Annotated in this window: 21 protein-coding genes; 8 read left to right on the top strand and 13 right to left on the bottom strand. The window is 61.3% G+C overall.

Annotated elements, in window-relative coordinates:
• Nucleotides 1-12: 12 nt before the first annotated feature.
• From MOP44_RS24415 to MOP44_RS24400, 4 genes are all read right to left on the bottom strand, one after another.
• Nucleotides 13-3,414 carry a DUF1553 domain-containing protein gene (locus MOP44_RS24415; RefSeq protein WP_260793042.1) on the bottom strand — a complete coding sequence of 1,134 codons (3,402 nt, stop codon included), beginning with the start codon at nt 3,412-3,414 and terminating at the stop codon, nt 13-15.
• 442 nt (nt 3,415-3,856) lie between these two features.
• Nucleotides 3,857-4,333, bottom strand: coding sequence for a cupin domain-containing protein (locus tag MOP44_RS24410; RefSeq protein WP_260793041.1), 477 nt, complete (start codon nt 4,331-4,333; stop codon nt 3,857-3,859).
• A 35-nt stretch (nt 4,334-4,368) separates the two neighbouring features.
• Nucleotides 4,369-5,199 (bottom strand): 5-dehydro-4-deoxy-D-glucuronate isomerase, encoded by an 831-nt coding sequence (kduI, locus tag MOP44_RS24405; protein WP_260793040.1) that lies wholly within the window; start codon nt 5,197-5,199, stop codon nt 4,369-4,371.
• On the bottom strand, nt 5,196-5,933 hold the full coding sequence (locus tag MOP44_RS24400; protein ID WP_260793038.1) for a uracil-DNA glycosylase: 738 nt from the start codon (nt 5,931-5,933) through the stop codon (nt 5,196-5,198). The genes kduI and MOP44_RS24400 overlap by 4 nt, the downstream gene beginning before the upstream one ends.
• A 146-nt stretch (nt 5,934-6,079) precedes the next feature.
• Here MOP44_RS24400 and MOP44_RS24395 point away from each other — a divergent pair, with 146 nt between their 5' ends.
• Complete coding sequence (locus MOP44_RS24395; RefSeq protein WP_260793037.1) at nt 6,080-6,670, top strand: DJ-1/PfpI family protein; 591 nt, start codon at nt 6,080-6,082, stop codon at nt 6,668-6,670.
• A 45-nt stretch (nt 6,671-6,715) separates the two neighbouring features.
• On the opposite strand, the gene MOP44_RS24390 is transcribed toward MOP44_RS24395, so the two are convergent.
• The 6 genes from MOP44_RS24390 to MOP44_RS24365 form a co-directional block, all read right to left on the bottom strand.
• Complete coding sequence (locus MOP44_RS24390; protein WP_260793035.1) at nt 6,716-7,852, bottom strand: XdhC family protein; 1,137 nt, start codon at nt 7,850-7,852, stop codon at nt 6,716-6,718.
• 83 nt (nt 7,853-7,935) lie between these two features.
• Nucleotides 7,936-10,176 (bottom strand): xanthine dehydrogenase family protein molybdopterin-binding subunit, encoded by a 2,241-nt coding sequence (locus tag MOP44_RS24385; RefSeq protein WP_260793033.1) that lies wholly within the window; start codon nt 10,174-10,176, stop codon nt 7,936-7,938.
• An 11-nt stretch (nt 10,177-10,187) separates the two neighbouring features.
• Nucleotides 10,188-12,488, bottom strand: coding sequence for a xanthine dehydrogenase family protein molybdopterin-binding subunit (locus MOP44_RS24380; RefSeq protein ID WP_260793032.1), 2,301 nt, complete (start codon nt 12,486-12,488; stop codon nt 10,188-10,190).
• Nucleotides 12,489-12,506: 18 nt separating this feature from the next.
• Nucleotides 12,507-13,502, bottom strand: a complete 996-nt coding sequence (locus MOP44_RS24375) for an FAD binding domain-containing protein (protein ID WP_260793030.1) — start codon at nt 13,500-13,502, stop codon at nt 12,507-12,509.
• A gap of 22 nt (nt 13,503-13,524) precedes the next feature.
• Nucleotides 13,525-14,253, bottom strand: coding sequence for a (2Fe-2S)-binding protein (locus tag MOP44_RS24370; protein WP_390905455.1), 729 nt, complete (start codon nt 14,251-14,253; stop codon nt 13,525-13,527).
• A 375-nt stretch (nt 14,254-14,628) separates the two neighbouring features.
• The gene (locus MOP44_RS24365; RefSeq protein ID WP_260793028.1) at nt 14,629-15,063 is read right to left on the bottom strand and encodes a MerR family transcriptional regulator; all 435 of its coding nucleotides are present in this window, start codon (nt 15,061-15,063) and stop codon (nt 14,629-14,631) included.
• Nucleotides 15,064-15,286: 223 nt separating this feature from the next.
• On the opposite strand from MOP44_RS24365, the gene MOP44_RS24360 reads away from it, so the two are divergent.
• Together MOP44_RS24360 and MOP44_RS24355 are read left to right on the top strand one after the other, a co-directional pair.
• A complete protein-coding gene (locus MOP44_RS24360; protein ID WP_260793026.1) occupies nt 15,287-15,739 on the top strand; it encodes a nucleoside deaminase in 453 nt (150 codons plus the stop codon).
• Between the two features lie 96 nt (nt 15,740-15,835).
• Nucleotides 15,836-16,627: an NIPSNAP family protein gene (locus MOP44_RS24355; protein WP_260793024.1), complete on the top strand. Its 792-nt coding sequence runs from the start codon at nt 15,836-15,838 to the stop codon at nt 16,625-16,627.
• A 66-nt stretch (nt 16,628-16,693) separates the two neighbouring features.
• On the opposite strand, the gene MOP44_RS24350 is transcribed toward MOP44_RS24355, so the two are convergent.
• Entirely contained in the window at nt 16,694-18,025 is a 1,332-nt protein-coding gene (locus tag MOP44_RS24350; protein WP_260793023.1) for an amidase, read from the bottom strand.
• Between the two features lie 133 nt (nt 18,026-18,158).
• Between MOP44_RS24350 and MOP44_RS24345 the strand changes: the two genes are divergently transcribed.
• The 3 genes from MOP44_RS24345 to MOP44_RS24335 all read left to right on the top strand — a co-directional run bounded on the left by MOP44_RS24345 (nt 18,159) and on the right by MOP44_RS24335 (nt 20,762).
• The gene (locus tag MOP44_RS24345) at nt 18,159-18,656 is read left to right on the top strand and encodes a DUF2165 family protein (protein WP_260793022.1); all 498 of its coding nucleotides are present in this window, start codon (nt 18,159-18,161) and stop codon (nt 18,654-18,656) included.
• Nucleotides 18,653-19,231 (top strand): nucleotidyltransferase family protein, encoded by a 579-nt coding sequence (locus MOP44_RS24340; protein ID WP_260793020.1) that lies wholly within the window; start codon nt 18,653-18,655, stop codon nt 19,229-19,231. Before MOP44_RS24345 ends, MOP44_RS24340 begins: the two co-directional genes overlap by 4 nt.
• A gap of 91 nt (nt 19,232-19,322) precedes the next feature.
• On the top strand, nt 19,323-20,762 hold the full coding sequence (locus MOP44_RS24335) for an NCS1 family nucleobase:cation symporter-1 (RefSeq protein ID WP_260793019.1): 1,440 nt from the start codon (nt 19,323-19,325) through the stop codon (nt 20,760-20,762).
• Here the strand turns inward: MOP44_RS24335 and nhaA are convergent.
• Nucleotides 20,759-22,123, bottom strand: coding sequence for a Na+/H+ antiporter NhaA (nhaA, locus tag MOP44_RS24330; protein WP_260793017.1), 1,365 nt, complete (start codon nt 22,121-22,123; stop codon nt 20,759-20,761). The genes MOP44_RS24335 and nhaA overlap by 4 nt on opposite strands.
• A gap of 118 nt (nt 22,124-22,241) precedes the next feature.
• Between nhaA and MOP44_RS24325 the strand changes: the two genes are divergently transcribed.
• On the top strand, nt 22,242-23,036 hold the full coding sequence (locus tag MOP44_RS24325) for an ABC transporter ATP-binding protein (RefSeq protein WP_260793015.1): 795 nt from the start codon (nt 22,242-22,244) through the stop codon (nt 23,034-23,036).
• Between the two features lie 298 nt (nt 23,037-23,334).
• Nucleotides 23,335-25,800, top strand: coding sequence for an ATP-dependent Clp protease ATP-binding subunit (locus MOP44_RS24320; protein ID WP_260793014.1), 2,466 nt, complete (start codon nt 23,335-23,337; stop codon nt 25,798-25,800).
• Between the two features lie 102 nt (nt 25,801-25,902).
• On the opposite strand, the gene MOP44_RS24315 is transcribed toward MOP44_RS24320, so the two are convergent.
• Entirely contained in the window at nt 25,903-26,031 is a 129-nt protein-coding gene (locus MOP44_RS24315) for a hypothetical protein (RefSeq protein ID WP_260793013.1), read from the bottom strand.
• Between the last annotated feature and the right edge of the window lie 33 nt (nt 26,032-26,064).

Genomic DNA, 26,064 nt, shown 5'->3' with positions numbered 1-26,064 from the left:
CGGGTGCCTCGGCTACTTGTTCAACATTTCGTCCAGGTTGAGCATTTCGTTTGCGATCATGGTCCAGGCGGCGAGTTCTGGTTCCGGAATGTTCGCAGCAGGCTTGCTCTCGCCCTCGTGTACAAGGGCGTGTGCAGCCTTGGGATCAGCCCCGTAGTGCTTCTCCATCTCGCCCAGCGACGTCTTCAGCACGGCCAGAGCCTGTGGCTGTGGATCATGCGCGAGCAGTATCTCGCTCATGCGGTCGATGCGGGCCTCAGTTCCTGGGCCGGCTTCGCGAATCACACGCTCCGCCAGCCCACGCGCGGCTTCCACCCACTGCACGTCGTTCATCGTCACCAGCGCTTGCAGAGGCGTATCGGTCCGTTGCCTTCGCGTGCAGACCGTATCGCGGACTGGTGCGTCGAACGCGTCCATGCTCGGTGGTGAGGCCATGCGCTTCCAATACGTGTACATGCTGCGGCGGTAGAGAGCTGCCCCGTGGTCCTGCACGTAAACCAGTGTGTCGCTCGTGGGATAGCTTACCTGCTCCCAGACATTCGCCGGCTGATAAGGCTTCACGCTCGGGCCGCCAATGCGATCCACCAGCAGATCGCCGGACTGGAGTGCGACATCACGAAGCATCTCGGCGTCCATGCGGAACCGCGGGCCATGCGAGAGCAACAGGTTGCGAGGATCCTTTGCAAGCTGCGCGGGCGTTGACTTCGCGCTTTGCCGATACGCTGCCGACATCACCATCAGCTTGTACATGTGTTTCACGTTCCAGCCGCTTTCGCGAAACTCCACGGCCAGCCAGTCCAGAAGCTCGGGATTCGTTGGCGGCTGACCCATGATGCCGAAGTCTTCGGTCGTCTCCACGATGCCCGTGCCGAAAAGTTCATACCACATGCGGTTCACCGTGACGCGTGCGGTGAGCGGATTGTCCTTGTTCACAGTCCATCGCGCGAGTGCAAGCCTGTTGTGCGGAAGATCGGCAGGCAGCGACGGAAGATAATGCGGCGTGTTCGCCTCCACGCGTTCCGTGCGCGCGGCGTAGTTGCCTCGCTCGAGCACAGCAGCATAGGCCAGAGTAGGCTTTTCCCACGCCACCTGCGTGACATCGCCGCCCGCAGAGAGCTGATCTAGCTGCGCATCCAGCGCGTGCATCTCCGTGAAGCTTGCGCGGAATGACGGATCAATGTTGTTCAAATAGAACTCGCTCGCGACGTGCCACTGATCCTCGGTCCACTGCGACACGGGCCGCGCGGCAATCTCGGCAACATAGTCTTCAAAGGGAAGTCGCCTCACTTCGTTCTGCTCGAGAGCCCGGCCGTAAAGGCGAATGTCCTGGTAGCGCAGCTCCTTCGCGGGATTCGCATCCGGGGAGCGCCAGCCTAGCTGCATCGGCGCGGTGGTGCGAATGGATTGACCATTCAGCGTGTCGGTCTCCACTTCTGTCGCCGCTGCTTTGCCATCGACGAAAACCCTTACGCCTGCCGCATGCCCCGATCCATCGTACGTGAAGAAGATATGCCGCCATTCACCGTCGGTCGGCAGCGCCTTTACGGTGGCCACGCGGATAGCGACCAAAGGCGTCGTGTCCGGTGGTGGTTCCTTCTTTTTGGCCTTTGGCTCTTCCTTCTTCTTTTCCTCTTTTTTCTTGTGCTCTTCTTTCTTTGGAGGCTTGTACGTCGCGAGCTCCTGCTTGGTCAGATTCTGCGGCGAAGGATAATGAAACGCTTCCTTTTCGTCGGGGTGCTTCTTGTCCTTCGCGTCCTTCGGCGACGAGTTGATCAGCTCGACGGTGATGATGCCGTTGCGCACAGTCAGATCCCACCCGCGGTTATGCTGTGCCGCATCCATCTTCGACACCATCGCGCCCGGCTTGTCGTCGACTGCGAAATACGGTGCGGAGCGGAACATGAACCAGCCACCCGCGGAGAATGCCTGGTTCCCCTCGAAATCCCCTGAGTGGTCGAGCACCACTCGCGTGTTAGATTGCATGCGGAAACCTGGCCATAGCCACGTCGTCTCGCCCCACTGCGGAGCCACCATCGTTGCCTTGAAAGTTCCGGGGTTCGCGTTGGGAGCGCTGTTGTGCAGCACATCTCCATTGCCTTCATCCAAGCGCAGCCGGATGAGCAGCTTGTCAGTCGAGACTGCCTGCGGCGCGTCCTTGTGCGATGCCAGCCACTCCCGGACGAGGTTCCGCTCGTTCAGCCGCATTGAACGAAGTTGCGCAAGCAGCTCCGATCGACGTGCATACACGCGATCGTATGCCTCGCGATTCTCCGGTTTGGGAATCCGCACCACCGGCGTCCATACCGGGCGGTCATTATTGAATGGCTTCTCATCAATGTTGTTGAAGAACGCGCTGAGTGAATAAAAATCCTTCTGCGTAGTCGGATCGAATTTGTGATCGTGGCAGACTGCGCATCCGACAGTAAGGCCCATGAATGCGGCGCCATACGCCTCGGTACGATCTCGCGCGATATTGAAGCGCAGCTCTTCAGGAATCGTTCCACCTTCGTTGCTGCTTTCGCCCACGCGCACGTAGCCACTGGCAATCAGCGGATCGAGGTCCTTAGCCGGCAGCAGATCGCCCGCAATCTGCTCGGTGGCGAACTGATCGAACGGCTTGTTGCCGTTGAACGAGCGGATCACGTAATCGCGATAGGGCCAGATGTGCCGGCTATTGTCGTAGTGCAGCCCATACGTATCCGCGTAGCGCGCATAGTCCAGCCAGTAGCGCGCGCGTTGTTCCCCGAACGTCGGCTTCGCCAGCAGCCTGTCCACCAGACGCTCGTAAGCATCGGCCGATTTGTCATTGGCGAAGGCTTGCACCTCGTCCGGCGTAGGCAGCAGCCCCGTAAGGTCGAGTGTCACACGCCGGATCAGCGTTGCTCTGTCGGCCTCCGGCGACCGCTCCAGACCCGCCTTTTCCATCCTTGCAAGAAGGAAGTTGTCGATCGGATTGCGGGGCCAGTCCGCGTGCGATTCCGCCTTGGGCAGTCCTGGCCGTGTGGGAACCTCGAACGACCAATGCGGACGATAGACGGCGCCTTCGCGGATCCACTCCTTCAGGGTAGCGATCTCGCCCGCGCTCATCGGCTTGGCATCACCTTGCTGCGTCTGTGGCATCAGGTAATGCGGATCGTGCGACTCGATGCGCTTGATCAGCTCGCTCTTCTCAGGATGGCCCGGGACGATCGCATCGGGCCGTCCCTGCCGCTTCTTCATCGCATACTCAGCCAAATCCAGTCGCAGGCCTGCCTTGCGCATCTCCGGATCAGGCCCATGACAGGCGAAGCAGCGAGCGGCCAGGATGGGTTGAACGTCCTGGTTGAAATCGAGTGAGCGGCCGGCTGTCTGATTTGAGGAACTATGGCAGCCCGCTAATAGGATCGCGACGAGGGCCAGGCTTCCGAGCCGCACCCCTGGTATTTGGAGTGTCGATTGAATCTCTTGCGATCGCAAACTGAGAAATGCAGGCACCGACTGCGTGCTCCCTGGACCATGAAAGGTGAATTGTTCTAATTCCAGAGGGAGAGCGGGGAACGAACAGGCATTCGTCTCTCCGGAGAGCAAAAGTCTCTCATCCCGCAATTGATGCTGTCTAGAGACGCCAGTCGATTGTGCCGGAAGCGGCCGAGGCAAACCGATTTTGTGGCGGTTGTGGCATCTGTTCGTGAGGATCAAGTTTTGGCCCGGATTTACTCCAAATTTCCTCTGCCCTGCAGATCCCAGTTTCTACAGGACCGAGGTTTTGCGAGAAGGTGGGGTATGCGCTCCGAATACTCACCTGCTCCGCTTCCCGAGATGAATGTGCCGGTTGATCCCAGTCTCCCGTTCCATCTCTTCGCTGCGGGCCCCCCGGCTATTCCTTCTCCTGAACCTTGACGACGAAGTAGGTCACGGTGCTGCCTTCTGGCACGATCATCTGGTGCGTCATGCCGGCGGGGATGTGCACGACGTCGCCCCCCTTGACCTCCTGGCGCGAGCCACTACTTACCGACGAGCCGCGTACCTCGCCAGGACCGGAGTTATGCCGGTCAACGAGCGGGCCGCCAGTGACAACGGTGGCGTTGCCGTCGAGGATGTAGAAGAGGTCAGCGTAGTTCTCGTGCAGCTCGCCACCGCCGCTGTGGCTGCGGAAGGCAAGCATGGTGTAGTGGTGCGGATACTTCTCAAGGGTTTCGCTGGCGGAGCCATCGCCCTGCGCAGCTTGCTGGCGAAGATGCTGTGCCCGCTCGAGGAGCTGGGCCGGGGTCCAATGATCGAGCTTCATGGTCTGCGCTGAGACTCCTAAGGTGAACAGGATTGCGGCTGCGGGGATGAGCTTTTTGAGTGACATGGTTAGCCTCGGTTCGAAATCAAAGCAGGTCGAAATCAGAGCAGGTCTGCGATGGCGAGTGGATCCATGTCGCTGTAGACCTGGTTTTCGCCGCCCATGCCCCAGCAGAACGTGTAGCTCGCCGTGCCCACTCCGGCGTGGATCGACCATCCGGGCGAGATGATCAACTGCTTGTTGGCTACGACGAGGTGGCGCGTTTCGTGCGCGGGGCCCATCAAGTGTACAACGCGCTCGTTTGCGGGCAGGTCGAAGTAGAGGTAGACCTCGGACCGGCGCATGTGCGTGTGCGGCGGCATGGTGTTCCACACAGAGCCAGGGCTCAGCTCCGTGAAGCCCATTACCAGCTGACAGCTGCGCGCGCCTTCAAGATGGATAAGGCGCCGAATGGTGCGGTGGTTCGCGGTCTCCGGTGAGCCGAGAACTGTTGAGCCAGCAGAGGCGGCGTCGACCTTCGCAACTGGATAGACGGCGTGCGCGGGATAGCTGAGGAGGTAAAACTCGGCCGGATTGGCAGCGTCGTTGCTGGAAAAGCTGATGTGTTCATTGCCGCGGCCAATGTAGAGCGCTTCGCGCTGCGCGAGCACGTGAGCCTGTCCGTTCACGTGAATAGCGCCGCGCCCGCCAATGTTCAGGATTCCGATTTCTCGTCGCTCCGTGAAGTAGTTCGCGCGCAGGTCGGGATCGGTTTCGAGCGTGAGCGGCGACGCGAGAGGCACCGCCGAACCAACGACGGTGCGGTCGAGGTCGATGTAGGCAAGATCGATCTGGCCGGGGTTGAAGAGGCCGTCGACGAGGAACGCGGCGCGCAGCTCTTCAGTGGTCATGCGTGGATAACGGACGGCGTCGGCAACCTGGATCAGTCTCATTTCGATCGTGCTCTCTTTGCGGATGATTTCGTCTTTGCTGCGGATTCGGCGAGAACTCTGGCGCGCTTGAATACTGACAGGAACATCGGTTTCGTCAGCTTGCCGGTGTTGGTGTTCTGCAAGGAAGGATGATAGCTGGTGATGACGCGCAGGCCGTTGGGCAGTTCGAACTCGGCGCCGTGCGCGAAGTCGTAGCCGCCGCGCGACGAGAGGACGTCGGCGCGTTTGGCCCAGGCGAGAAGGCCATCGAATGCGATGCGCCCGAGGCAAACGACCACGCGAAGGTTCTTCAGCAGCGTCATCTCTTCATCGAGCCACGGGGCGCAGTTGCGCAGCTCTTCCGGCGTGGGCTTGTTGCCGGGCGGCGCGCAGCGGACGACGGAGCAGATCCAGAGGTCATTGAGGCGCATCCCGTCTTCGCGTGACGTCGCTTTTGGCTGCGAAGCGAAGCCGGCTTCGTGCAGCACCGGGTAAAGAAAGTCGCCAGATCCGTCGCCGGTGAAGGGGCGGCCAGTGCGATTGGATCCGTGCGCGCCCGGGGCCAGGCCGAGAATAAGCACGCGGGCATTCGGATCGCCGAACGATGGAACGGGGCGGGCCCAGTACTCCCAAGTGGCGTAGGCGCGGCGGCGCACCGCGGCTACGTTGGTGCAGTGTTCGCGCAAACGGCTGCAGCGCTCGCAGGCACTCATGCGGACGTTGAAGTCATCGAGCGCAGTGAGGGAAGACGGCATGTTTCGATTCTAGTGGGTAGTGTGCAGTCGAACCCTTGCATCCTTGAATCGATGGCGCGAGAATGGCATCCCGTAGTTGTTGTCTGCCGCGCCGCTTTGAGCGCGGTGTAACTCGCTTTCTTGAGCTTATCGACATGGAGGAACAGATGAAAGCTGCGAAGCTGCTGTTGCTGGCGGGCGATTTTGTTGAGGACTACGAGATCATGGTGCCGTTTCAGGCTCTGCAAATGGTAGGGCATTCCGTTGATGCCGTCTGCCCCGGTAAGAAGAAGGGTGATCAGGTACGGACTGCGATCCATGACTTCGAGGGAGATCAGACCTATTCGGAGAAGCGCGGACACAACTTCACGCTGAATGCCACATTCGATGAAATCGACGTGAATGATTACGACGGTCTCGTGGTGCCGGGCGGGCGTGCCCCGGAGTACCTTCGGCTGAACGAGAAGGTGCTCGATATCGTGCGGCATTTTGCCCACGAGGACAAGCCGATAGCGGCGTTGTGCCATGGACCGCAGTTGCTTGCGGCTGCCGGGGTGTTACAGGGGCGCAAGCTGAATGCGTATCCGGCATGTGCGCCGGAGGTGACGCTAGCCGGCGGAACGTTTGTGAAGCTGGAGTTCAGCGAGGCACATGTCGATGGAAACCTTGTGACGGGACCAGCGTGGACGGCGCATCCGGCGTGGCTCGCAAAGTTCCTCGAAGTGGTGGAGATGCATCTGACGGCGCCAGTGGCGTAAAGCAGGGAACAGGGATCAGGGAACAGAAGCGCCGAGCTGCCGGGTTCAGCGCTGCGATTCCACTGGCCTCATGGCGCGGACCTGTTTGAGAGGCAGAGCCGACGCTGCGGTGAGGGACTTCTGAATCTCCGCCAGGATGGACAGGGCGATGCTCGCCGGGGTGTCCGCACCCAGGTCGAGGCCGGTGGGACCGTTGATCTGCTCAAGCCACTCGTCGACAAGAGCCGTCGTTGGCGTGAGGCCGAGAAGGCGTGCGGCGTCGACGAGGGCTTCGCGGGTGCGGCGCTGCGGGCCGAGTATTCCGATATAGTTCGGGCGCCGCTCTAGTGCGCGGCTGAGCAGGAAGGCCAGGATGTGGGTGTCCTGCTCATAGCTGTGCGTAGCCAGGACAGCAGCGTCTCCGGGATGCAGATCGAGTTCCGCCGGCGCAGTTCGGTGCAGGTTTTCGATGTGCAGCGGGACGATGATGTCGGCAGCGGGAAATCGCTGCGCGGTGGCAAGATGTGTGCGGCCGTCGGCGATGGCAACAAACCAGCCGAGCTCTCGGGCGAGATTGTGCAGGGGCTTAGCATCGTCGCCCGCGCCAAAGATCCAGAGACCCGGACGGGCGGTGCGGTAATCGACCCAGATACGGGTTTCTGTGCCGTCGATTGCAATGCGCTCTTCTCGAGGCTTGCGTTCCTCGAATGCTGCGCAGGCGAGCTCTTCGAGGTTGGCTTGCCAGGATGTGAGCTGAGACAATGCGGGCGCGCTCCCAGCGAAGACGCGTGGGCCGATGTGCGGGCCTTCGAGCACCGTGGCGATGGCGAGCGGTTCGCGCGCAGACCATGCGGCGTGCAGAGCTTCAAGGAGGGGGCGTGCCGTTGCGCTGCGTTCCAGGAGAATGAAGATCACGCCGCCGCAGCCGGAGCCGTAGGGCAGATCGCCGTCGTCTTCCAGGGTGGAGTAGCGCTCGATGACAGGGCCGCGCTCCGTGAGCCACCACGCCTTCTTTGCAACTTCGGCTTCCAGGCATCCGCCGCTTACGGTGCCGGCACGACGGCCGTCTGCCGCGAGCAACATGCGCGCACCGGGCCGGCGGTAGCTGGAGCCCTGGACTTCGACGACCGTGGCAAGCACGTACTCTGCCCCGGCGCGTTCAAGTTCTTGCCAGAGCGGCAGAATGTGTTCGAGATCAGTCATGTGTCGCGATTCCGTCTACAGGAAAACATGCGCGGGCCTGGCCCGAATGTGATCACGGCCACCGCGCGCGAAGAGCATAAGCCCTAAACAACCTTCGACTGCAGCAGATCTTCAATGCGCACGGGCAGATCGCGCACGCGGACCCCCGTGGCGTGATAAACCGCCGCGGTGATGGCCGGTGCCACGCCGGCAAGGCCGATCTCCGCGATACCGCGCGCGCCGTACTCGCCCATGATGGGATCCGGGTGATCCAGGAACGTGACGTCGATGTCGGGTGCATCGGCGCAGGTGGCCACGAGGTAGTCGGCGAGACTGCCATTAATCGGCTGGCCCGTACGATGGTCGTACACCGTCTCCTCGAGCAGGCCCATGCCCACGCCCATCACGACTGCGCCGGCGATCTGGTTGGTTGCCGCTTTCGGATTGATGATGCGGCCGCCGTCGATCACGGAGACGACCCGGCTCACGCGCACGCGCGCAATCTCGGGGTCGTACTCCACTTCCACAAACTGCGCGCCGAATGAGTGCAGCGAGTAGCCCTTTGACTTGGGGTTTTCCCAGCTAGGGGTGGTCTTGCCTTCGGCACTGACGCGAGCGAGCTTTGCGGCGCTGAGGATATCAGCAAAGTGCGCGCCATCGGTGTATGCCTGGCTCTTGGTATGCAACCGGCCGCCCGTCAAAGCAATCGTCTCGAGCGAAGCGCCTTTCAACGGCGAGCCGTCAGTGGATGCAGCGATTTGCTGCAGACGCTTGATGGCGCCGTTCGCGCCGTTCGCAATCGCGTCGAGCACAGAGCCGGTGACCATGGAGCCGCCGGACATTGGCCCGCCGGGCAGCCCACTGTCGCCCAGGATCACGTCGATCTTTTCGAGCGGCACGCCGGTCTTCTCGTGCAGCACCTGCGCGAAGACGGTATAGGTGCCGGTGCCGATGTCCTGCGTTCCGCAGCGCACGCAGAGGCGTCCGTTGGCGCAGAACTCCACGACGGCGGTGCAGGGAAGCTGGATGGCCACCCAGCTTGCGCCGCCCATGCCCCAGCCGAGAATCTTTCCGTCTCGGCGCATGGAGCCAATGCCGGTCGTGCGGCGCTCCCAGCCAAATTTCTTCGCGCCGACTTCATAGCACTCGCGCAGATGACGAGAAGAAAAGGGGATGTCCTTGTTGCTCTCGTCCTTCTCCGTGTCGTTGAGGATGCGAAGCTGCAGCGGGTCCATATTGAGCTGATCGGCGAGCTCGTTCATTGCGGATTCGAGCGCGTAGAGGCCGGGTACTGCGCCGGGGCCGCGCATCCACATGGGCGCGCCCATATTGCGGCGCGGCTGCGCAGAGGTCACTTCGAGATTGGCAACGCTGTAAAGGATCGGCGTCGCTTCGCCGCAACCTTCGTCGAAGTCGTCAAGCATCGATGTGTTGTTGAAGTAGTCATGGCGCAGCGCGAGGAGCTTGCCCTCTTTGGTCGCGCCAATCTTCACGTGCTGCTCAGTGTGGGGACGGTAGCCAACGCAGGAGAACATCATGCGGCGCGTGACAGAAAGCTTCACGGGCCGACCTAGCTTGCGCGCTGCGACTGCCGTCATTGCCGCGTGCGGCCAGGGGAAGAGCTTGCCGCCGAATCCCGAGCCGAGATAGCGCGTGATCACGCGAACGTTCTCGACGGGAAGCCCCAGGGTCTGCGCCATCACCACGCGATGATTAACCACGCCCTGCGAGGTCTCGTACATAGTGACGTTATCGCCATCCCATACAGCGACCGAAGCGTGAAGTTCTATCGGATTGTGCGTCTCGACGGGTGTGTTGTAGACCGCGTCGAGTTTGACGGGTGCGGAGGCGAAGGCTCCATCGGGATCTCCACGCTTCGACGTGGATTTGCGCTTGCCGTCGTAGTCGCCGAGTTTGGTGCTGACATTGGGGGTTTCTGCGGCGTACTCCGCTTTGACTGCTGATGCTGCCGCGGTGGCCTGCTCGAGGGTTTCAGCGACGACTACGGCCACATACTGGCCGAAATAGCGGATAGTCTCATCTTCAAAGGCAGAGCGGACTTCGCTGTTGGTGGCGTTGTCGTCGCCGGGAACGGTGCGGTAGAGCGGGCCAATGTTGCCGTGATGGAGAACCAGCAGAACGCCAGGCATGGATTCGGCCGCGGAGGTATCCAACTTTGTGATGCGGCCGTTGCCGATGGTGGCGGAGACGGGCACGGCGTGCACCATGCGATCGAAGTGGAAGTCGGCGGAGTACTCTGCGGCGCCGGTGGTCTTGAGCGGGCCGTCGATGCGTGGAGTGGCTTTGCCGATGATCGCTGCCATGGATGCGGGTGTCGTGCTCATGCGTTCATTCCTTAAACTGCTGTGATCTTCGACTGCAGAAGGTCTTCAATGCGGATGGGGAGCTCGCGCACGCGGACTCCGGTGGCGTGATAAACGGCCTCAGTGATCGCGGGAGCGACGCCCGCCATGCCGATTTCGCCCACGCCGCGCGCGCCGTACTCGTTGACGATGGTGTCGGGATAATCGAGATAGGTGACGTCGAGGTCGGGCAAATCGGCGCAGGTGGCGACGAGGTAGTCGGCGAAGCTGCCGTTGATGGGCTGGCCCGTGCGCGGGTCATAGACAGTTTCTTCAAGCAACGACATGCCAAGGCCCATGATCGCAGCACCTAGGATCTGGTTCTTTGCTGGGCCCATGTTGATGATCTTGCCGCAGTCAAAGACCGAGACGATTCGGCTCACCCGCAGGCGCACGATCTCGGGGTCCCACTCGACTTCAGCGAAGTGCGCGCCGAACGAGTGCATCGAGTACTGCTTCGCCTTCGGGTCCTCGAAAGAGGGGAACGTCCGTCCGGTGGCGGAGATGCTGCTGAGATTCGCCATGCGCAGAACTTCTTCGAACGGAACACCGTTTGCGGTCAGGTCGGCGCTTGCACTGTACGAAGCGCCAACGACTTTGGGCTGCCCTGGCTCCTGCGGTTTGGGAACAACGCGACCTTGCGCAATCGTGAGGTGATCAGGCTTCGATCCGTGGAAGGGCGAGCCGGGAGTGAGCGCGGCAACATGGAGAAGGCGATCGACTGCCTGGTTCACGGCCGTGGTTGCAGCCGGCAGAATCGCGCTGGTGACCATCGATCCGCCGGATGTGGGGCCGTCAGGAAGGTTCGTGTCGCCGAGGAAGACGTCGATGCGGTCGAGCGGCACGCCTGTCTTCGCGTGAGCTACCTGCGCGAACAACGTGTATGTGCCGGTGCCAATGTCCTGCGTGGCGCTGCGGACGCAGACGCGGCCGTTGGGGCAGAGCTCGACCGAAGCGGTAGCAGGAATGCGTGCCGCGCTCCACGAGGCGCTGCCGAGGCCGAGGCCGATGATCTTGCCATCGCGGCGCATGGAACCAATGCCGGGCGTGCGCTTGCTCCAGCCGATCTTTTCCGCGCCCGTGGTCAGGCATTCCTTCCAGTGGCGCGAAGAGAAGGGCTTGTTGGTCCCCTCGTCGTGATCGGCATCATTCTTGAGGCGTAGCTCGACGGGATCCATATTGAGCTTCCACGCAAGTTCGTTGATGCCAGACTCCAGCGCGTAGAGACCAGGCACGGCACCAGGCCCGCGCATGGGACACGGCGTGCCAACGTTGCGATGCGTCAGCGCCGTGGTCACTTCAAGGTTTGGACAGCTATAGAGGAACGGAGTCTGCTCGCCGCAGTGCTCGACGAAGTCATCGAGCTGCGAAGTTTGCGTATAGAAGTCGTGGCGTATTGCGGTGAGCTTGCCGTCTTTGGTCGCGCCGAGGCGGATCCGCTGCTGGGTGCGTGGACGATGGCCCACGTTCGAAAACATCATGCGGCGGTCGACGCTGATCTTGACGGGTCGATTGAGCTGCCGTGCTGCTGCCGCTGCCAGCGTGCACTGCGGCCAGGGCGAGAGCTTGCCACCAAAACCGGAGCCGATGAATCGCGAGACGGTGCGGACGTTTTCCCGCGGAATGCCCAGGACTTCCGACATGATGGTGCGATGGCTGACCACGCCCTGCGACGAATCATAGAGCGTAATGTTCTCGCCATCCCACACAGCGACGGTGCCGTGCATCTCCATCGGATTGTGCGTCTCGACAGGCGTGACGTAGGTCTGGTCGATCGTGACGGGAGCTTCGGAGAGCGCTTTGTCGGGATCCCCGCGCTTCCAACTGCTGTCGTGCGGGCCCTCATAACCGGCGCTGAGATCGTGGCGGACGTCGGGCGATTCGGCGTCATATTCAATCTTGATCGCCGCGGCGGCAGCCTTGGCCTGCTCCAGCGTTTCGGCGATGACAGCAGCGACGTACTGGCCCCAGTAGTAAATCTTGTCGTCTTCAAAGGGCGGCCGCGTCTCGGCCATACTGCCGTCCTGCTGCCGCGGAAACGTGCGATAGACGTTGCCGATCTTGCCGTGATGCATGACGAGCAGCACGCCTGGCATCTTTTCGGCGGCGGAGGCGTCAAGCGAGCGGATGCGGCCACGGCCGATCGTAGCCTGCACTGGCACACCGTGAACCAGGTTCGGGAAGTGGTGATCGAGCGAGTAGCGCGCGACGCCGGTGGTCTTGAGCGGGCCGTCAATGCGCGGCACAGCGGCGCCAATGATGTCTGCGCCTTGGGGAATGCGTGCCGTTGCCATTGTGATCTCCTCTACTTCCTACGCGGTTGCGGTTGCCATCTTGAGCGTGCGAACCACGCAACGCTTGGCCAACTCGACTTTGAATGCATTGTCCTTATGCGGCTTTGCTCCCGCGAGCGCGGCTTCCGCGGCATGACGAAACGTCTCTGCATTCGCCGCCTTGCCCACCAGCGCGGTTTCCGCTTCATGCGATCGCCAGGGCTTCGTTCCCACTCCGCCCATAGCTACGCGCGCGTAACGAATGTGACCGCCTTCGACTTTTACGACCGCTGCGCAGGAGGCCAGCGCAAACTCGTAGCTCGCGCGGTCGCGCAGCTTCAGGTAGACGGATTTTGCGCCCGCGATCGGCTTCGGCAGGTCAACATGCGTGATCAACTCACCGGGCTCAAGCGCGTTCTCGATGTGCGGCGTATTGCCTGGAAGCTTATGAAAGTCGGAGATCGGTATGGTGCGCTTACCTTTTGGGCCTTCCACGTGGATGACTGCTTCGAGTGCCGCCATGGCCACGCACATATCCGATGGATGCGTGGCGATGCAGGCGTCGCTGGTGCCGAGCACGGCGTGCGTGCGATTAAAGCCTTCCATCGCGGCGCAGCCTGTGCCCGGTGTGCGTTTGTTGCAGCCGTAGCCGCCGGGTGTGCCTGCGCTGGGCTCGCGGAAGTAGGCGCAGCGTACACGCTGAAGCAGATTGCCGCCGGTAGTGGCCATGTTGCGCAGCTGCGGGGATGCGCCGGAGAGGAGGGCCTGCGACAGAACGGCGTAGTTGTTCTTCACGTCATCGTTCCAGGCCAAGTCGGAATTCCGCACCATGGCGCCGATGCGCAGCCCGCCGTCGGGCAGCTTCTCGATCTTGTCGAGCGGCAGCAGGTTGATGTCGACGAGGCCCGAGGGCTGCTCAACGTGCAGCTTCATCAAGTCGACGAGCGTGGTGCCGCCTGCGATGAATTTCGCTCCGTTCGCTGCGGCCAGAGCCTTATCGACGTTTGCGGCCTTTGTGTACTGAAAGGTCTGCATGGCTGCTCCTTATACCTGATGATCAGGCTTGGCGTACTTGCCGCACGGCCGCGACAATGTTGGAGTACGCGCCGCAGCGGCAGATGTTGCCGGCCATGGCGTGCTTGATGTCTTCGTCGGTGGGGCCGATGGGCTCCTTCAGCAACGCGACAGCGCTCATAATCTGCCCGCTGGTGCAGTAGCCGCACTGATAGCCATCGTGCTCCACAAAGGCGGCCTGCATGGGGTGCAGGTTGCTGGGCTGCCCGATACCCTCAATGGTGGTGATCTCGTCGCCTTCATGCATCACTGCGAACGAAAGGCAGCTATTCACGCGGCGGCCGTTGACGTGCACTGTGCATGCGCCGCACTGGCCGTGATCGCAGCCCTTCTTAGTGCCGGTGAGATGGATACGCTCGCGCAGCGTGTCAAGGAGTGTGGCGCGCGTGTCGAGATTACGCAGCGGATAGTCCTTGCCATTGATGCGGAGCATGACGTTGGCCGTGACAATCCCGGCGGGCGCAGCTTCTTCTTCCACAACGGGCTCGTGAGCGGGCGCTGCCTGTACGAGCGGCGCGGCGCCGGCCAGGATACCCGTCGCGCTGAGACCGGATAGGAATGAGCGCCGGCTGAAGCGGCCCTTGGGGTCTTCCGGCGCGAGCGGCTCCAGGTCGATAGACTGGCGTTCGTCCGCGTTCGGCGCGGCTTCCTGTGATGTGGGCGTAAAGCGGGCACGCAGATGCTTGAAGCGCAAGTTGGGTGAATCTGCCACAGCGACCTCCTCGGGACAGGCGAGTGCAGTTTGTAGATCGAGCCGACTCGTCGCTCCGGCCTGGTGGATCGGGCAGGAACGAGGGAAGCGAATCGGAGCGCAGATTGCGTCGTTTCAGTTCGACAATGATGCGCCGTGCCCTATGGTAACGCTTTTCAATAGCGGTTTGGAACGGCCAATCATATTGTCAAAAATCAGGGCAGGGCATTGAAGTGGAGCAGCGAGCGTTGCGATCGCTAGCGGGTTTCCGGCTACTCTGCCTGGCGGGAGCGGCCCGCGGGTACGCGCCGATGGCTGCATTTGACCTGGAGGGCTGCGGCAATTTCGATGCGGTCAAATGCAGCGGGCGTTCGTAGCGGCTGATAAGCCGGGTGCTTACATCGCCGGAGCGAGATCGGGGAGCTGATCCGTTGAGTACTCGGCGGGTCTGCGCACGCCAATGCGTTCTTCAATGGCGCGGTAGTTATCGATCTTGTGGGTGAGCAGCTTCTGCGCTTTTTCCAGCGCGGCAATCTGCTCGGTGATCACGCTACGATGCTCTTCGAGAATCTTGCGACGCTCGAGAGAGCTGCCCTCGCCGCGCTCGCGCAGGGCAGCATAACGCTGCATCTCGCGAATCGGCATGTTTGTCGCGCGCATGCAATGGAGGAAGTTGAGCCACGCCTCGTCCTCATCGGAGTAGCGGCGATGGCCATTCTGTGCGCGGCCCACCGGTTGAATGAGGCCGACGCGCTCGTAGTAGCGCAGCGTGTGCGCGGTCATCCCGCAACGCTGTGCCATGGTTCGAATCGTGTATCCAGCATCCCGCATAAGTCCACCGTACTCCTTGCAGCGCGCTCCAAGTCAATACACAGCAATAGCCGTAAAAGGGCCGTAAAGTTGATGTCTAACTTATTATCTCCGTAAGACTTATGGTTCTTGCGCCGGGGAAATCTTAGAGCGCCGTTTACATTTCTTAAGATTGGAGCGGCGCGCGTCGCTCCCGGTTAGCAAGCATGGGATGATGGGAAACAACTCATCCAAAGGACGGCGAATGGATCAGGCGAAGTATGAGGCAATGCTGCAGGTGGCGCTTGAAGAGGCGCGGCAGGGATTTGCGGAAGGTGGCATTCCCATTGGCGCAGCGCTGTTCACTGAAGACGGCGAGCTGGTGAGCCGTGGTCACAACCGCCGCGTGCAGGAAGACGATTCCAGCATTCACGGGGAGACGGATGCGTTTCGCAAAGCGGGCAGGCAGCGCAGTTATCGCAAGCTCATCATGGTAACGACGCTGTCGCCCTGCTGGTACTGCAGCGGACTCGTGCGGCAGTTCGGGATCGGCACAGTGGTAGTAGGCGAAAGCCGCACGTTCCGGGGCGGTGCAGACTGGCTGCGCGAGAACGGAGTCAACATCATCGATCTCGATAGCGCCGAGTGCCGCGAGCTGCTGGAGCGCTACGTCGCCGCTCACCCCGAGGTCTGGAACGAAGACATCGGCAAAGAGTAGCGGTCGTTGCGATATGCTTGCTCGCAGTGTGCCGTGAACACGCAGTGCCGTAAACACGCAGTGCCGTAGACACAGGTTGCAACCTCGGAGGTCACATTGGATCGTCGGAATTTTCTTGCTGGATCATTGGCGGCGTCGGCTGTAGCGTTGGGACAAAAAGCGAACGCGCAGGCAGCTGCCCCGCAGGGGCGTGAGTTCTACCTGCTGCGCCGGTACTTTCTTGAGAACGGCCCGCAGAGCGGACTTACCGAGCACTACATCGGCGATGCGCTGATTCCCGCACTGGCGCGCAGGAACATGGGGCCGGTGGGCGCGTTCAAGCTCGATATCGGGCCGGAGACGCCGACATACTACGTGCTGATTCCGTCGAAATCTGTGGAGGACCTCGCCACGCTGGACTTCGCCCTGGCCAAAGACGATGCATTCATGAAAGCGGCACAGCCTTTCTGGAGCGCGCCCGCGACGGCATCAGCGTTCGTGCGCTCAGACTCGACGCTGCTGGCTGCTTTCGAAGGATTTCCGCGAGTAACGCCTCCGCCGAAGACGGCAGGCGCCAAGCGCGTGTATCAGCTGCGGACCTATGAGAGCCCAAGCTTCAGCGATCACGTGCGCAAGGTTGAGATGTTCAACGCAGGCGAGTTCGATCTGTTCAAGGCCGCGGGCTTCAACAACGTCTTCTTTGGCGACACGCTGGTGGGCGCCCGCATGCCCAGCCTGACTTACATGTTGAGCTTCGAGGATCTCGCGCAGCTCAATGCGCACTGGGCTGCGTTCAGCAACAATCCGGAGTGGAAGAAGCTGTCGAGCGATCAGAAGTATGCGTTCGAGCCCATTGTCAGCAACATCAGCAACTTGATACTCAGCCCGCTCTCGTCCTCGCAGATCTGAGCACCTGCGGTGCGGCCAACTGCGCCTCCGGCGCGAACTGCAGCCGGGGACAGAGGCGAGTGTCAGTCAGGCGTTGAGCACGGGGGCGGAAGCCTTTCTCCGCGCCCCGAGCAAAGCCACGAGTTGCAGCAGCGACTCGTCCTGATTGCGTGCGGCGGCAATCTGCATTCCGCCCGCGGTGCAGGGAATCGTCACCGCAGGTGCGCCAGCCATGCTGATCGCCACGGTGTAGCGCAGCAGGCGCTTACGCGTGTTGCTGTGGTCTGCTCCGGCGGCGAGCGTGGCGACGGGCGCGGCCGGTAGGATCACAAGTTGGTGTTGATCGAAGAGATCGTCCATGCGGGATTTGAACTCTTCGTGGCGCTGGCGCAGGTCCGCGATTTCATCAGGCGTTATGCGTGCGCCCCACTCCAGGCGCTCGCGAATGGCGGTTTCAAAATGCTCGAAGTTGCCGCGATGCAGACCGGCGGCCTCCCATGCCTGAATGGGCGCGAAGATGTCTTGCGCGTCGCCCCACCAGTCAACGCTAATCTCCGTGGAGCTGAGGCCGAGGTCTTCCAGATCGCGGATCGTGTCCCGATAGCTCTCTACAATCTCGGGTTCGCAATCGTGAAGGAAATCCTCGCCTACGATGGCGAAGCGGCCGTAAGCCCGGATATGAGGCAAGTCATGCGCAGGCTCGTGGTCGGCGTAGAAGGCGCCTAGCAGAGGTGCTTCTTCCACATCGGCAAACAACCAGCCCAGCGTATCGAACGACTGCGAAAGGTGCGCACCGCCCCGCCAGTCTCCGCGCCCAAGCGAGGCTCGATATCCTGCAAGTCCACAGAGTGCCGCCGGCACGCGCACCGAGCCGCCAGTATCGGTTCCAATGGCAGCAACGGCGGAGCCTTCCATCACGCTCGCGCACGCTCCAGACGATGAGCCGCCCGTCAGTGCATCGTCTTTCCCGGGCTGCAGGCAATCGCCGAATTCAGGATTCTCGCCGGTGATGCCATACGCGAGCGGATGCAGGTGAGTCTTGCCGGTAATCACAGCTCCGCGTGCGCGCAGCCGCTCGACCATCCATGAGTCCTGCTGGGCAACACCGTTCTTGTCGCGATAGAACGTTGTGCCGCACGTGGTCGGCGCGCCAGCCAGATCGAAGCAGTCTTTGACAGAAATAGGCAAGCCCCAGAGCGTGTCGCGGCCGTCTCCAAACGGGCCACCCTCGCCGCGCGGCATCTGCTCGGCGCGTTCGGCTTCGCGCAGGGTCCAGGCAGGGTCGTGCCAAAGATAAGTGTTGCCGCTGGCATTGCGGTTGGCGTTGGCCAGTGCGGCCTCGGCCAGGCGAGTCGGAGTGGTGACGCTGTTTGCCAGCGCGCTGCGAAGAGTGCGGATCGAGCCCAGAGGAGCTGTCATAGCTGCATTCTAAGAAACTCAGCAGGTAGTTGTGGTTGGCCGCCGGGCAGTTTCTGCAGATCGAATCACGAGATATGTTGTAGTCTCGATGCGAGACCCGCATACATCTGCATCCCTGTCAGGAGAGCAGCACATGATCACCCGCACGGCCAAGCTCCTGCTGCTCTGGGCGCTGGTGCTGTTCCACACGCTGGTGGCGTTCAACAACGTCACCGACTTCGATTCCAACTACCAGTTCGTGCGCCACGTGCTGATGATGGATTCTACGTTCCCGTCGAGCCATACTCACTGGCGCGCAATTGGATCGCCGGCAGTTCACGTTGCGTTCTATGTCGGAATAATCGCGTGGGAGGCGGCGATCGCTCTGTTGCTGTGGGTCGGGTCGGTGCGTATGCTCCGCAGTTTGCGCGAGCCGGCGGCGGTGTTCAATGCGGCCAAGCGCTTGCCAATACTCGCGCTGACGTTGTCGCTGTTGATGTGGCTGGTAGCGTTTCTCTGCGTTGGCGGCGAATGGTTCCTGATGTGGCAGTCGCAGACGTGGAACGGGCAGCAGGAAGCCTTCAGGATGTTCGCGGTCGTGGGTCTGGTATTGCTGATCCTGATGCACGCCGACACGGATGAGCAGGTATGAAACACTCAGCGAAAATCGCAGCCATCATCCTTGCGGCGGGTGCAAGCCGGCGGCTGGGGCAGCCCAAGCAACTCGTTAAATACCACGGCGAGACGCTGATTGCGCGGGCAGTGCGAATCGCGTATGAGGCGGGGCTCGATCCGGTGATCGTAGTGCTGGGCGCTGAGCGTGATCCCGTACGCGCAGCGGTCAGCGACGAGCGAGTGGTCTTCGTTGAGAATGATGCGTGGGCCGAAGGAATCGCAAGCTCGATGCGCGCAGGGTTGGACGCACTCGAGCCGGATGCAGTCGGCGCATTGATCATGCCCTGCGATCAGCCACGTCTAACCTCAGATCACCTGTCGCGCATGATGCACTCTTTTGCTGACGGAGTCATCGTAGCTTCAAGCTATGCTGGCCTGCGTGGCGTTCCGGCCATCTTTCCCCGTGACACGTGGAGCGAGTTGATGAAGCTTTCAGCCGATGTAGGCGCGAGGCGACTGTTAGCCAATCCCGAACGTTCGGTGGTGGAGGTTGCGTTCGATGGCGGCGAAGTCGACATTGACGCGCCCGAGGATCTGGACCAACTCCGGTAAATCCCCGAAACGAATCATTGCCCCGCGTACTGCTTTCCTATATCTATTGAATTTCCCTACCTTTGATCAGGAAACGACGCCTTGGAGGCCAATGTCGAACGTCGCGGACTCGTCTCTTTCGAATAGCGATTTGGCGCCGGTGCCGCCGTCGCAGCGCACCTGGACGATGTACAACTACATCGCGCTGTGGTTCTCCATGTCAATGGAGATCACGACCTATCAGCTCGCCTCATCACTCATCGCCAAGGGCATGGACTGGAAGCAGGCCGTGGGCACGGTGCTCCTGGGCAACCTGATCGTGCTCATCCCCATGCTGCTGAATGCGCATGCCGGCGCAAAATACGGCATTCCGTTCCCGGTCTTCATTCGCGCACCCTTCGGCGTGCGCGGCGCAAACATCCCGGCGATTCTCCGCGCAGTGGTGGCCTGCGGATGGTTCGGCATTCAGTCGTGGATCGGCGGCACAGCCATCCACGCCATGCTGGCGATCATCGCGCCTTCCGTTGCGGTCGCGCCGATGACGCTGTGGCTCTGCTTCATTGGCTTTTGGCTGCTGAACATGATGGTGGTGTGGCGCGGTGTGGATACCATCCGACGGCTGCAGGCGTTCGGTGCGCCCTTCATGTTCGTGATCGCGGCGGTGATGCTGATCTGGGTGCGTGCGAAGGCCGGCAGCTTCGGCGAAATGTTGTCCACGCCGAGTCAGTTTCATTCGACGCGCGAGTTTATGGCGGTATTTATTCCTTCGCTGACCGGGATGGTGGGCTACTGGGCCACGCTGGCGCTGAACATTCCCGACTTCACGCGCTACTCGAAATCACAGAGCGCGCAATCGTGGGGACAGGCCTTCGGATTGCCAGTCGCGATGGCGCTCTACGCATTCGTCGGGATCGCCGTGACGTCGGCCTCCTCGGTGCTGTTCGGCCACGCAGTGTGGAATCCCATTGAGCTGATCGGCATGTTCCATCAACCAGTGGTCGCGTTCATCGCCATGATCGCGATTCTGATAGCTACGATGAACATCAACATCGGCGCCAACGTAGTGTCGCCGTCCAACGATTTTTCGAACCTCTATCCGAGGCTGATCAGCTTTCGCACCGGCGGCATGATCACCGGACTGCTGGGGCTGGCGATGTGCCCGTGGCATTTCCTCTCCACGCCGGATGCGTACATATTCGGCTGGCTTGTCGGGTATTCGGGGCTGCTCGGGCCGGTAGCCGGAATCATGGTCACCGACTACTTCCTGATCCGCAAAACAGAGCTCGACGTGAACTCGCTCTATCGCAAAGACGGCGCCTATTACTACGCGAACGGCATCAACCTGTATGCGATCGCCGCGCTGGCACTTGGAGTAGTCATCGCGCTGGTGGGCCTGTTTGTCAGCCCGCTTCGCTTCCTCTATGACTACGCATGGTTCGTCGGGTTCTTCTCGGCAGGTGCGATCTATTGGGGTCTGATGCGCCTGTCGGAGGCGGGCAGCATCGCAACTGGATTGAAGCACGCCGAGGCAGATCCACCCGACGCGCGCTAGGCTTCTTTCGCCGCATGGCCGAGGTTATCCGCCTCATCTGCGGTGGAACTAGCTTTACTCGTTGCGAGTATGAAGGCGCCCGCCGCTCCGGAGAGAACCGACGCCGCGAGGATGGCGATCTTGGTGATGCTCAGCATTCCGTCGTCATCAAAGGCCAAGCCCGCAACGAACAGCGACATCGTGAAACCGATTCCGCAAAGGCATGCCGCCCCGAACATCTGGCGCCACGCCACGCTTGCAGGAGGCTGAGCGAGCCCCGTCTTCGCGGCCGCAAACGACAACAACGAGATGCCTACGGGCTTCCCCAGGAACAGGCCCACAATAATTCCGATTCCCACAGGGTGAGTGAGGCCTGCGCTCAGGTTGTGCCTCACATCCACCCCTGCATTCGCCAGCGCGAAGAGCGGCATCACGAGGAAGCTGATCCAGGGCTGAAGCCCGTGCTCGATGCGGTGCAGCGGCGAATCGGCCATCTCCGCTTTCTTCTCCAGCGTGTGAAGAATCGAGTGCTCCTCAAACGACCCGGGCCGCGCCTCTTTCAGCCGCGCGAGCAGCCACTCGCTCTGCCCCACGAACTGGTCTTTGTCGAGAAAATTGCGTGCCGGAATGGTAAAGGCCAGCAGAATTCCCGCAATGGTCGCGTGCACGCCGGAGTTCAGCACGGCCCACCAGACCGCAACGCCAATGACGGCGTATACCGTGGGCTTGCGCACCCCTAAAACATTGGCCACCAGCGACACGAGGACGCCGCCGATCGCCATCCCCAAGCTCAAATAGTCAATCTGACTGGTGTAGAACATGGCGATGATGGCCACGGCAAAAATGTCGTCGACGATAGCCAGGGCCGTGACGAATACGCGCAACGCGACAGGTATCCGGCGGCCGAGCACCGCCAGCAGGCCGAGCGTGAATGCAATATCGGTAGAGATCGGAATAGCCCATCCACGATGAAGCTGAGGATCGCGGGCGACGGAGAGGAAGAGGATCGCAGGAACAATCAATCCCCCAAGCGCAGCGAGGAACGGAAATGCCGCCCTTCGCAGTGACGACAGTTCGCCCACCAGAAACTCGCGCTTGATTTCGAGCCCAACCAGGAAGAAGAACAGCGACATGAGGCCGTCGTTGATCCAGTGATGACGATTCTCCGTCACCACGAACTTCCCGAATCCGACCGTCAGCGGCGTTTCAAGCAGGGTGTGGTAGCTGTGCTCCCATGGCGAGTTGGACCAGACCAGCGCAGCTATTGTGCTGGCCAGCAGAACAATGCCGCTCGCGGCCTCCATTTTGGCGAAACGAGTGAAGGGGCTCGTGATGAGCTGGATAGGGCTGCTCGGAACTTCTCGGTCAGGCGCAGCGATCACGGGTGGCTCCATGGTTCAAGCTACAGCCACAGAAGGGGTTGGCGGACTGGCATTAGTGCCAGTTTGCCGCGATGGCTCGCAGCCACCGGCGCGTGGCACGTTAAAATAGCTTGAAGGGATGACAAAACCTTCCTCAGCGGCTGCCGCAACGGACACCCGCTCTCAGCGGGACCCGAACTCGCGGGCTGCTGGACCGATCGTTGAAGTCGTAAATCTGGAAAAAACTTACAAGACCGCCCGCGGTTCCTTGACGCTTTTCCGCGACCTGAGCTTCCAAGTGATGACAGGAGAACTGGTTGCCATCATGGGCCAGTCAGGCGCTGGAAAAAGCACACTTTTGCACATGCTCGGGGCGCTTGATGCGCCTTCCGCGGGAACTGTATACTGCGCCTCAACCAACGTGGCAACGCTCACTCCCCGGCAGGCCTCGGCCTTCCGCAATCGCGAAATCGGCTACGTATGGCAGTTCCACTATCTTCTGCCCGAGTTCACGGCGCAGGAGAACGTGGCGATGCCATTGCTGGCGCGCGGGGAGGGGAAGCGGGAAGCGATGGACGCTGCAGCCGGATGGCTGCGCGAAGTGGGCCTCGACGATCGCCGGGACCACCGGCCGGGCGAGCTTTCAGGCGGCGAGCAGCAGCGCGTTGCGCTCGCACGCGCACTAGTCAACCAACCCCGGCTCCTGCTGGCCGATGAGCCCACGGGCGACCTGGACGAATCCACGGCCCGGCAGGTCTTTGACCTCATTCAACGCATTCACACCAGTCACGGACTCACTTCCATCCTGGTAACGCACAACATGGAACTGGCGGGGCGATGTTCGCGGGTATTGCGCCTGGAACACGGTCGGCTGGCTGACGATTCCGCAGCATCGAACGTCCACAGCAACCCGGGACCGGAATTCGGGTCCTGAAAAAGCAGCGTTATGGGCTCAAAATGAGTCTCATACTGTATGGGGCAATACGGCTTGGCATTTTGAATCCCCAACCAGGCCGATTGGTTGGATGGAAGCTCAGGAACAGTAAATCGTTCGGGGCGATCGGAGAACCTTCCGGAACCATCCCAAAGGGCCGTTCCGCGGCAGGCTAGTATTTGTCGGAGCCTCGGGAGGCATAGTTTTACGGCAGGCGCGACGGGCGGGTTGAAGCCGGATAAACTTCAGTGAACCGGACAACCACACCAGCCGAATAGCCTGATTAAGGGAGAACACCATGTTCGAACGCTATACGGAGAAGGCGCGACGCGTGATCTTCTTCGCGCGGTATGAGGCCAGCCAGTTCGGCTCGCCCTATATCGAAACCGAGCACCTGCTGCTTGGTCTGCTGCGCGAAGATAAGGCGCTGACCAACCGTTTCCTGCGCTCGCACGCCTCGGTGGAGTCGATCCGCAAGCAGATCGAAGCTCACACGACGATTCGCGAGAAGGTTTCAACCTCGGTCGATCTGCCGCTTTCCAATGAATGCAAACGGGTTCTGGCGTATGCCGCGGAAGAAGCGGAGCGGCTGGGACACAAGCACATTGGCACGGAACATCTTCTGCTTGGTCTGCTCAGGGAAGAGAAGTGCTTTGCCTCAGAGATTCTGCAGGAGCGCGGCCTCAAGCTGGCGCAGATTCGCGACGAGCTTGCCCGCGTCACGCAAGAGAAGGCGCCGCAACAGCAGCGTCAGCGCGAGTCGAGCCTGCTGGCTGAGTTCAGCCGCGACCTCACCCAGGCCGCCATGGACGCCCAGCTTGATCCTCTGGTAGGCCGCGACGGCGAACTGGAGCGCGTCATTCAAATCCTGTGCCGCCGCACCAAGAACAACCCGGTGCTCATCGGCGAACCCGGTGTCGGCAAGACGGCCATCGTCGAGGGCCTCGCCCAGCGCATCGCTGATGGCGAAGTGCCCACGTTCCTGGCGGACAAGCGCGTCCTCGCGCTCGACCTGTCGCTGATCGTGGCCGGCACCAAATACCGCGGCCAGTTTGAAGAGCGCCTCAAGACCATCATGAAAGAGCTGATGGAGAATCAGAATTCCATCATCTTCATCGACGAGCTGCACACGCTCGTGGGCGCTGGATCGGCCGAGGGCTCGCTCGACGCCGCCAACATCCTCAAACCCGCCCTCTCTCGCGGCGAAATTCAGTGCATCGGCGCAACCACGCCGGGCGAATATCGCAAGTCCATCGAAAAGGACCGCTCGCTCGAGCGCCGCTTCCAGGCCGTAAAGGTACCGCCTCCCAACGAGGCCGATGCCATCAAGATCATCATGGGCATCAAGGACCGTTACGAAAAGTTCCACGCGGTCAGCTACACCGATGCGGCTATCGAGTTTGCCGTGTCGCACTCCAACCGCTACATCCCCGACCGCTTCCTTCCGGACAAGGCTATCGACCTCATCGACGAAGCAGGTGCGCGCGTCAAGTTGCGCCAGACCTCGCTGCCTGAGGAGATCACCGAAGTCCAGAAGCGGATCAAGTTCATCGTCCACCGCATGGATTCGGCCATCGCCAACCACGAGTTTGAGAAGGCCCGGTTCTACTCGGACGAAGAACGCAAAGAACGCGAAACCCTGCGCGCCCTCCGCGACAAGTATCACCTCGATGACTCGGCTGCCGGCATCGTCGGCCGCGAAGACATCGAAGATGTCGTCAGCCGCTGGACGGGCGTTCCGGTCACCAGCATCAAGGAAGAAGAAACGCAAAAGCTGCTGCGCGTGGAGGAAGAGCTCCACAAGCGCGTGATCTCGCAGGAGAAGGCCATCTCGGCCCTCGCCCGTGCCATCCGCCGCAGCCGCGCTGGTCTCAAGTCGCCGCATCGCCCGATTGGCAGCTTCCTGTTCCTCGGACCCACGGGCGTCGGCAAGACGGAAATGGCGCGCACCTTGGCGCAGTTCCTCTTCGGTTCGGACAAGGCGCTGATCCGTTTCGATATGTCGGAGTTCATGGAAAAGCACTCGGTGTCGAAGCTGATCGGTTCGCCTCCGGGATACGTGGGCTACGAGGAAGGCGGGCAATTGACCGAACGTGTCAAGCGCTCGCCCTACTCGGTGGTCCTCCTCGACGAAATCGAAAAGGCGCACCCGGATGTGTTCAACCTGCTCTTGCAGGTGTTTGAAGACGGCCAGTTGACCGACGGCCTCGGCAACACGGTCGACTTCAAGAACACGATCCTGATCATGACGTCCAACATCGGCGCCCGCCATCTGCAGAAGAAGCAGGGCCTCGGGTTCCAGTCCGATCGCGACGACCTGGTCAGCGAGAAGGTCGAAGAACTGGTCAAGAACGAAGTCAAGAAGACGTTCAACCCCGAGTTCCTCAACCGTCTCGACGAGGTGATCCTCTTCCAGTCGCTCAACGACGCCGACCTGATCCAGATCGTCGAACTGCTCGTGCAGCAGCTCAACGCCAACCTGGCGCAGAAGGCCATTACCATCTCGGTCACCGAGGACGCCAAGAAGTGGATTCTCGATAAGACCCTGGTCGACCGCAGCTACGGGGCTCGCCCCCTCCGCCGCGCTCTCCAGCGCTACGTCGAAGACCCGCTCTCGGAAGCCCTCATCGCCGGGCACATTCCCGACCGGCCGGCGTTCCTCGAGGTCTATCTCGAGAGCAACCAGTTGTTCTATCGTCCGGTTCGTCCGGAAGACACGGGCAGCGAAGAGAAGGCCGCTGGCATTCTCCTCTACTCGGCATAAGCGGAGTTTCAACTCAAACACAGAAGCCCCCGGTCTCCCGGGGGCTCTCTTTTGCATAAACCTTGCGTCGGCAACGGCTAAAACGGAAGCGCAGCTCCGTTCTTACGATTCCTTCCGCTCCGGTTGCCACTGATCCGCCGGATAGCGCTCCGTCTGATCCTCCCGGTCTTTGCGCCGCTCCTGCTCGCGGCGCCACTCCTGTTCCTGGCGTTCCTCGCGTCCGTCGCTCATCGATGGCTCTCCATTCATCAGGATAAATGCATG

Origin of the sequence: Occallatibacter riparius, from assembly GCF_025264625.1 — a bacterium.
Taxonomy (GTDB): Bacteria; Acidobacteriota; Terriglobia; order Terriglobales; family Acidobacteriaceae; genus Telmatobacter; species Telmatobacter riparius.
Note: the sequence above shows the minus strand (reverse complement) of the source record. Positions and strands in the feature narration are given on the sequence as shown.

What these genes read in the sequence shown, in the direction of transcription:
- MOP44_RS24335 (WP_260793019.1), top strand. Translation starts at nt 19,323, where the DNA reads ATGTCGAACGTCGCGGACTCGTCTCTTTCGAATAGCGATTTGGCGCCG.
- MOP44_RS24360 (WP_260793026.1), top strand. Translation starts at nt 15,287, where the DNA reads ATGGATCAGGCGAAGTATGAGGCAATGCTGCAGGTGGCGCTTGAAGAG.
- MOP44_RS24345 (WP_260793022.1), top strand. Translation starts at nt 18,159, where the DNA reads ATGATCACCCGCACGGCCAAGCTCCTGCTGCTCTGGGCGCTGGTGCTG.
- kduI (WP_260793040.1), bottom strand. Translation starts at nt 5,199, where the DNA reads ATGAGACTGATCCAGGTTGCCGACGCCGTCCGTTATCCACGCATGACC.
- MOP44_RS24410 (WP_260793041.1), bottom strand. Translation starts at nt 4,333, where the DNA reads ATGTCACTCAAAAAGCTCATCCCCGCAGCCGCAATCCTGTTCACCTTA.
- MOP44_RS24340 (WP_260793020.1), top strand. Translation starts at nt 18,653, where the DNA reads ATGAAACACTCAGCGAAAATCGCAGCCATCATCCTTGCGGCGGGTGCA.
- MOP44_RS24325 (WP_260793015.1), top strand. Translation starts at nt 22,242, where the DNA reads ATGACAAAACCTTCCTCAGCGGCTGCCGCAACGGACACCCGCTCTCAG.
- MOP44_RS24385 (WP_260793033.1), bottom strand. Translation starts at nt 10,176, where the DNA reads ATGAGCACGACACCCGCATCCATGGCAGCGATCATCGGCAAAGCCACT.
- MOP44_RS24365 (WP_260793028.1), bottom strand. Translation starts at nt 15,063, where the DNA reads ATGCGGGATGCTGGATACACGATTCGAACCATGGCACAGCGTTGCGGG.
- MOP44_RS24320 (WP_260793014.1), top strand. Translation starts at nt 23,335, where the DNA reads ATGTTCGAACGCTATACGGAGAAGGCGCGACGCGTGATCTTCTTCGCG.
- MOP44_RS24375 (WP_260793030.1), bottom strand. Translation starts at nt 13,502, where the DNA reads ATGCAGACCTTTCAGTACACAAAGGCCGCAAACGTCGATAAGGCTCTG.
- MOP44_RS24350 (WP_260793023.1), bottom strand. Translation starts at nt 18,025, where the DNA reads ATGACAGCTCCTCTGGGCTCGATCCGCACTCTTCGCAGCGCGCTGGCA.
- MOP44_RS24380 (WP_260793032.1), bottom strand. Translation starts at nt 12,488, where the DNA reads ATGGCAACGGCACGCATTCCCCAAGGCGCAGACATCATTGGCGCCGCT.
- MOP44_RS24400 (WP_260793038.1), bottom strand. Translation starts at nt 5,933, where the DNA reads ATGCCGTCTTCCCTCACTGCGCTCGATGACTTCAACGTCCGCATGAGT.
- MOP44_RS24390 (WP_260793035.1), bottom strand. Translation starts at nt 7,852, where the DNA reads ATGACTGATCTCGAACACATTCTGCCGCTCTGGCAAGAACTTGAACGC.
- MOP44_RS24315 (WP_260793013.1), bottom strand. Translation starts at nt 26,031, where the DNA reads ATGAGCGACGGACGCGAGGAACGCCAGGAACAGGAGTGGCGCCGCGAG.
- MOP44_RS24395 (WP_260793037.1), top strand. Translation starts at nt 6,080, where the DNA reads ATGAAAGCTGCGAAGCTGCTGTTGCTGGCGGGCGATTTTGTTGAGGAC.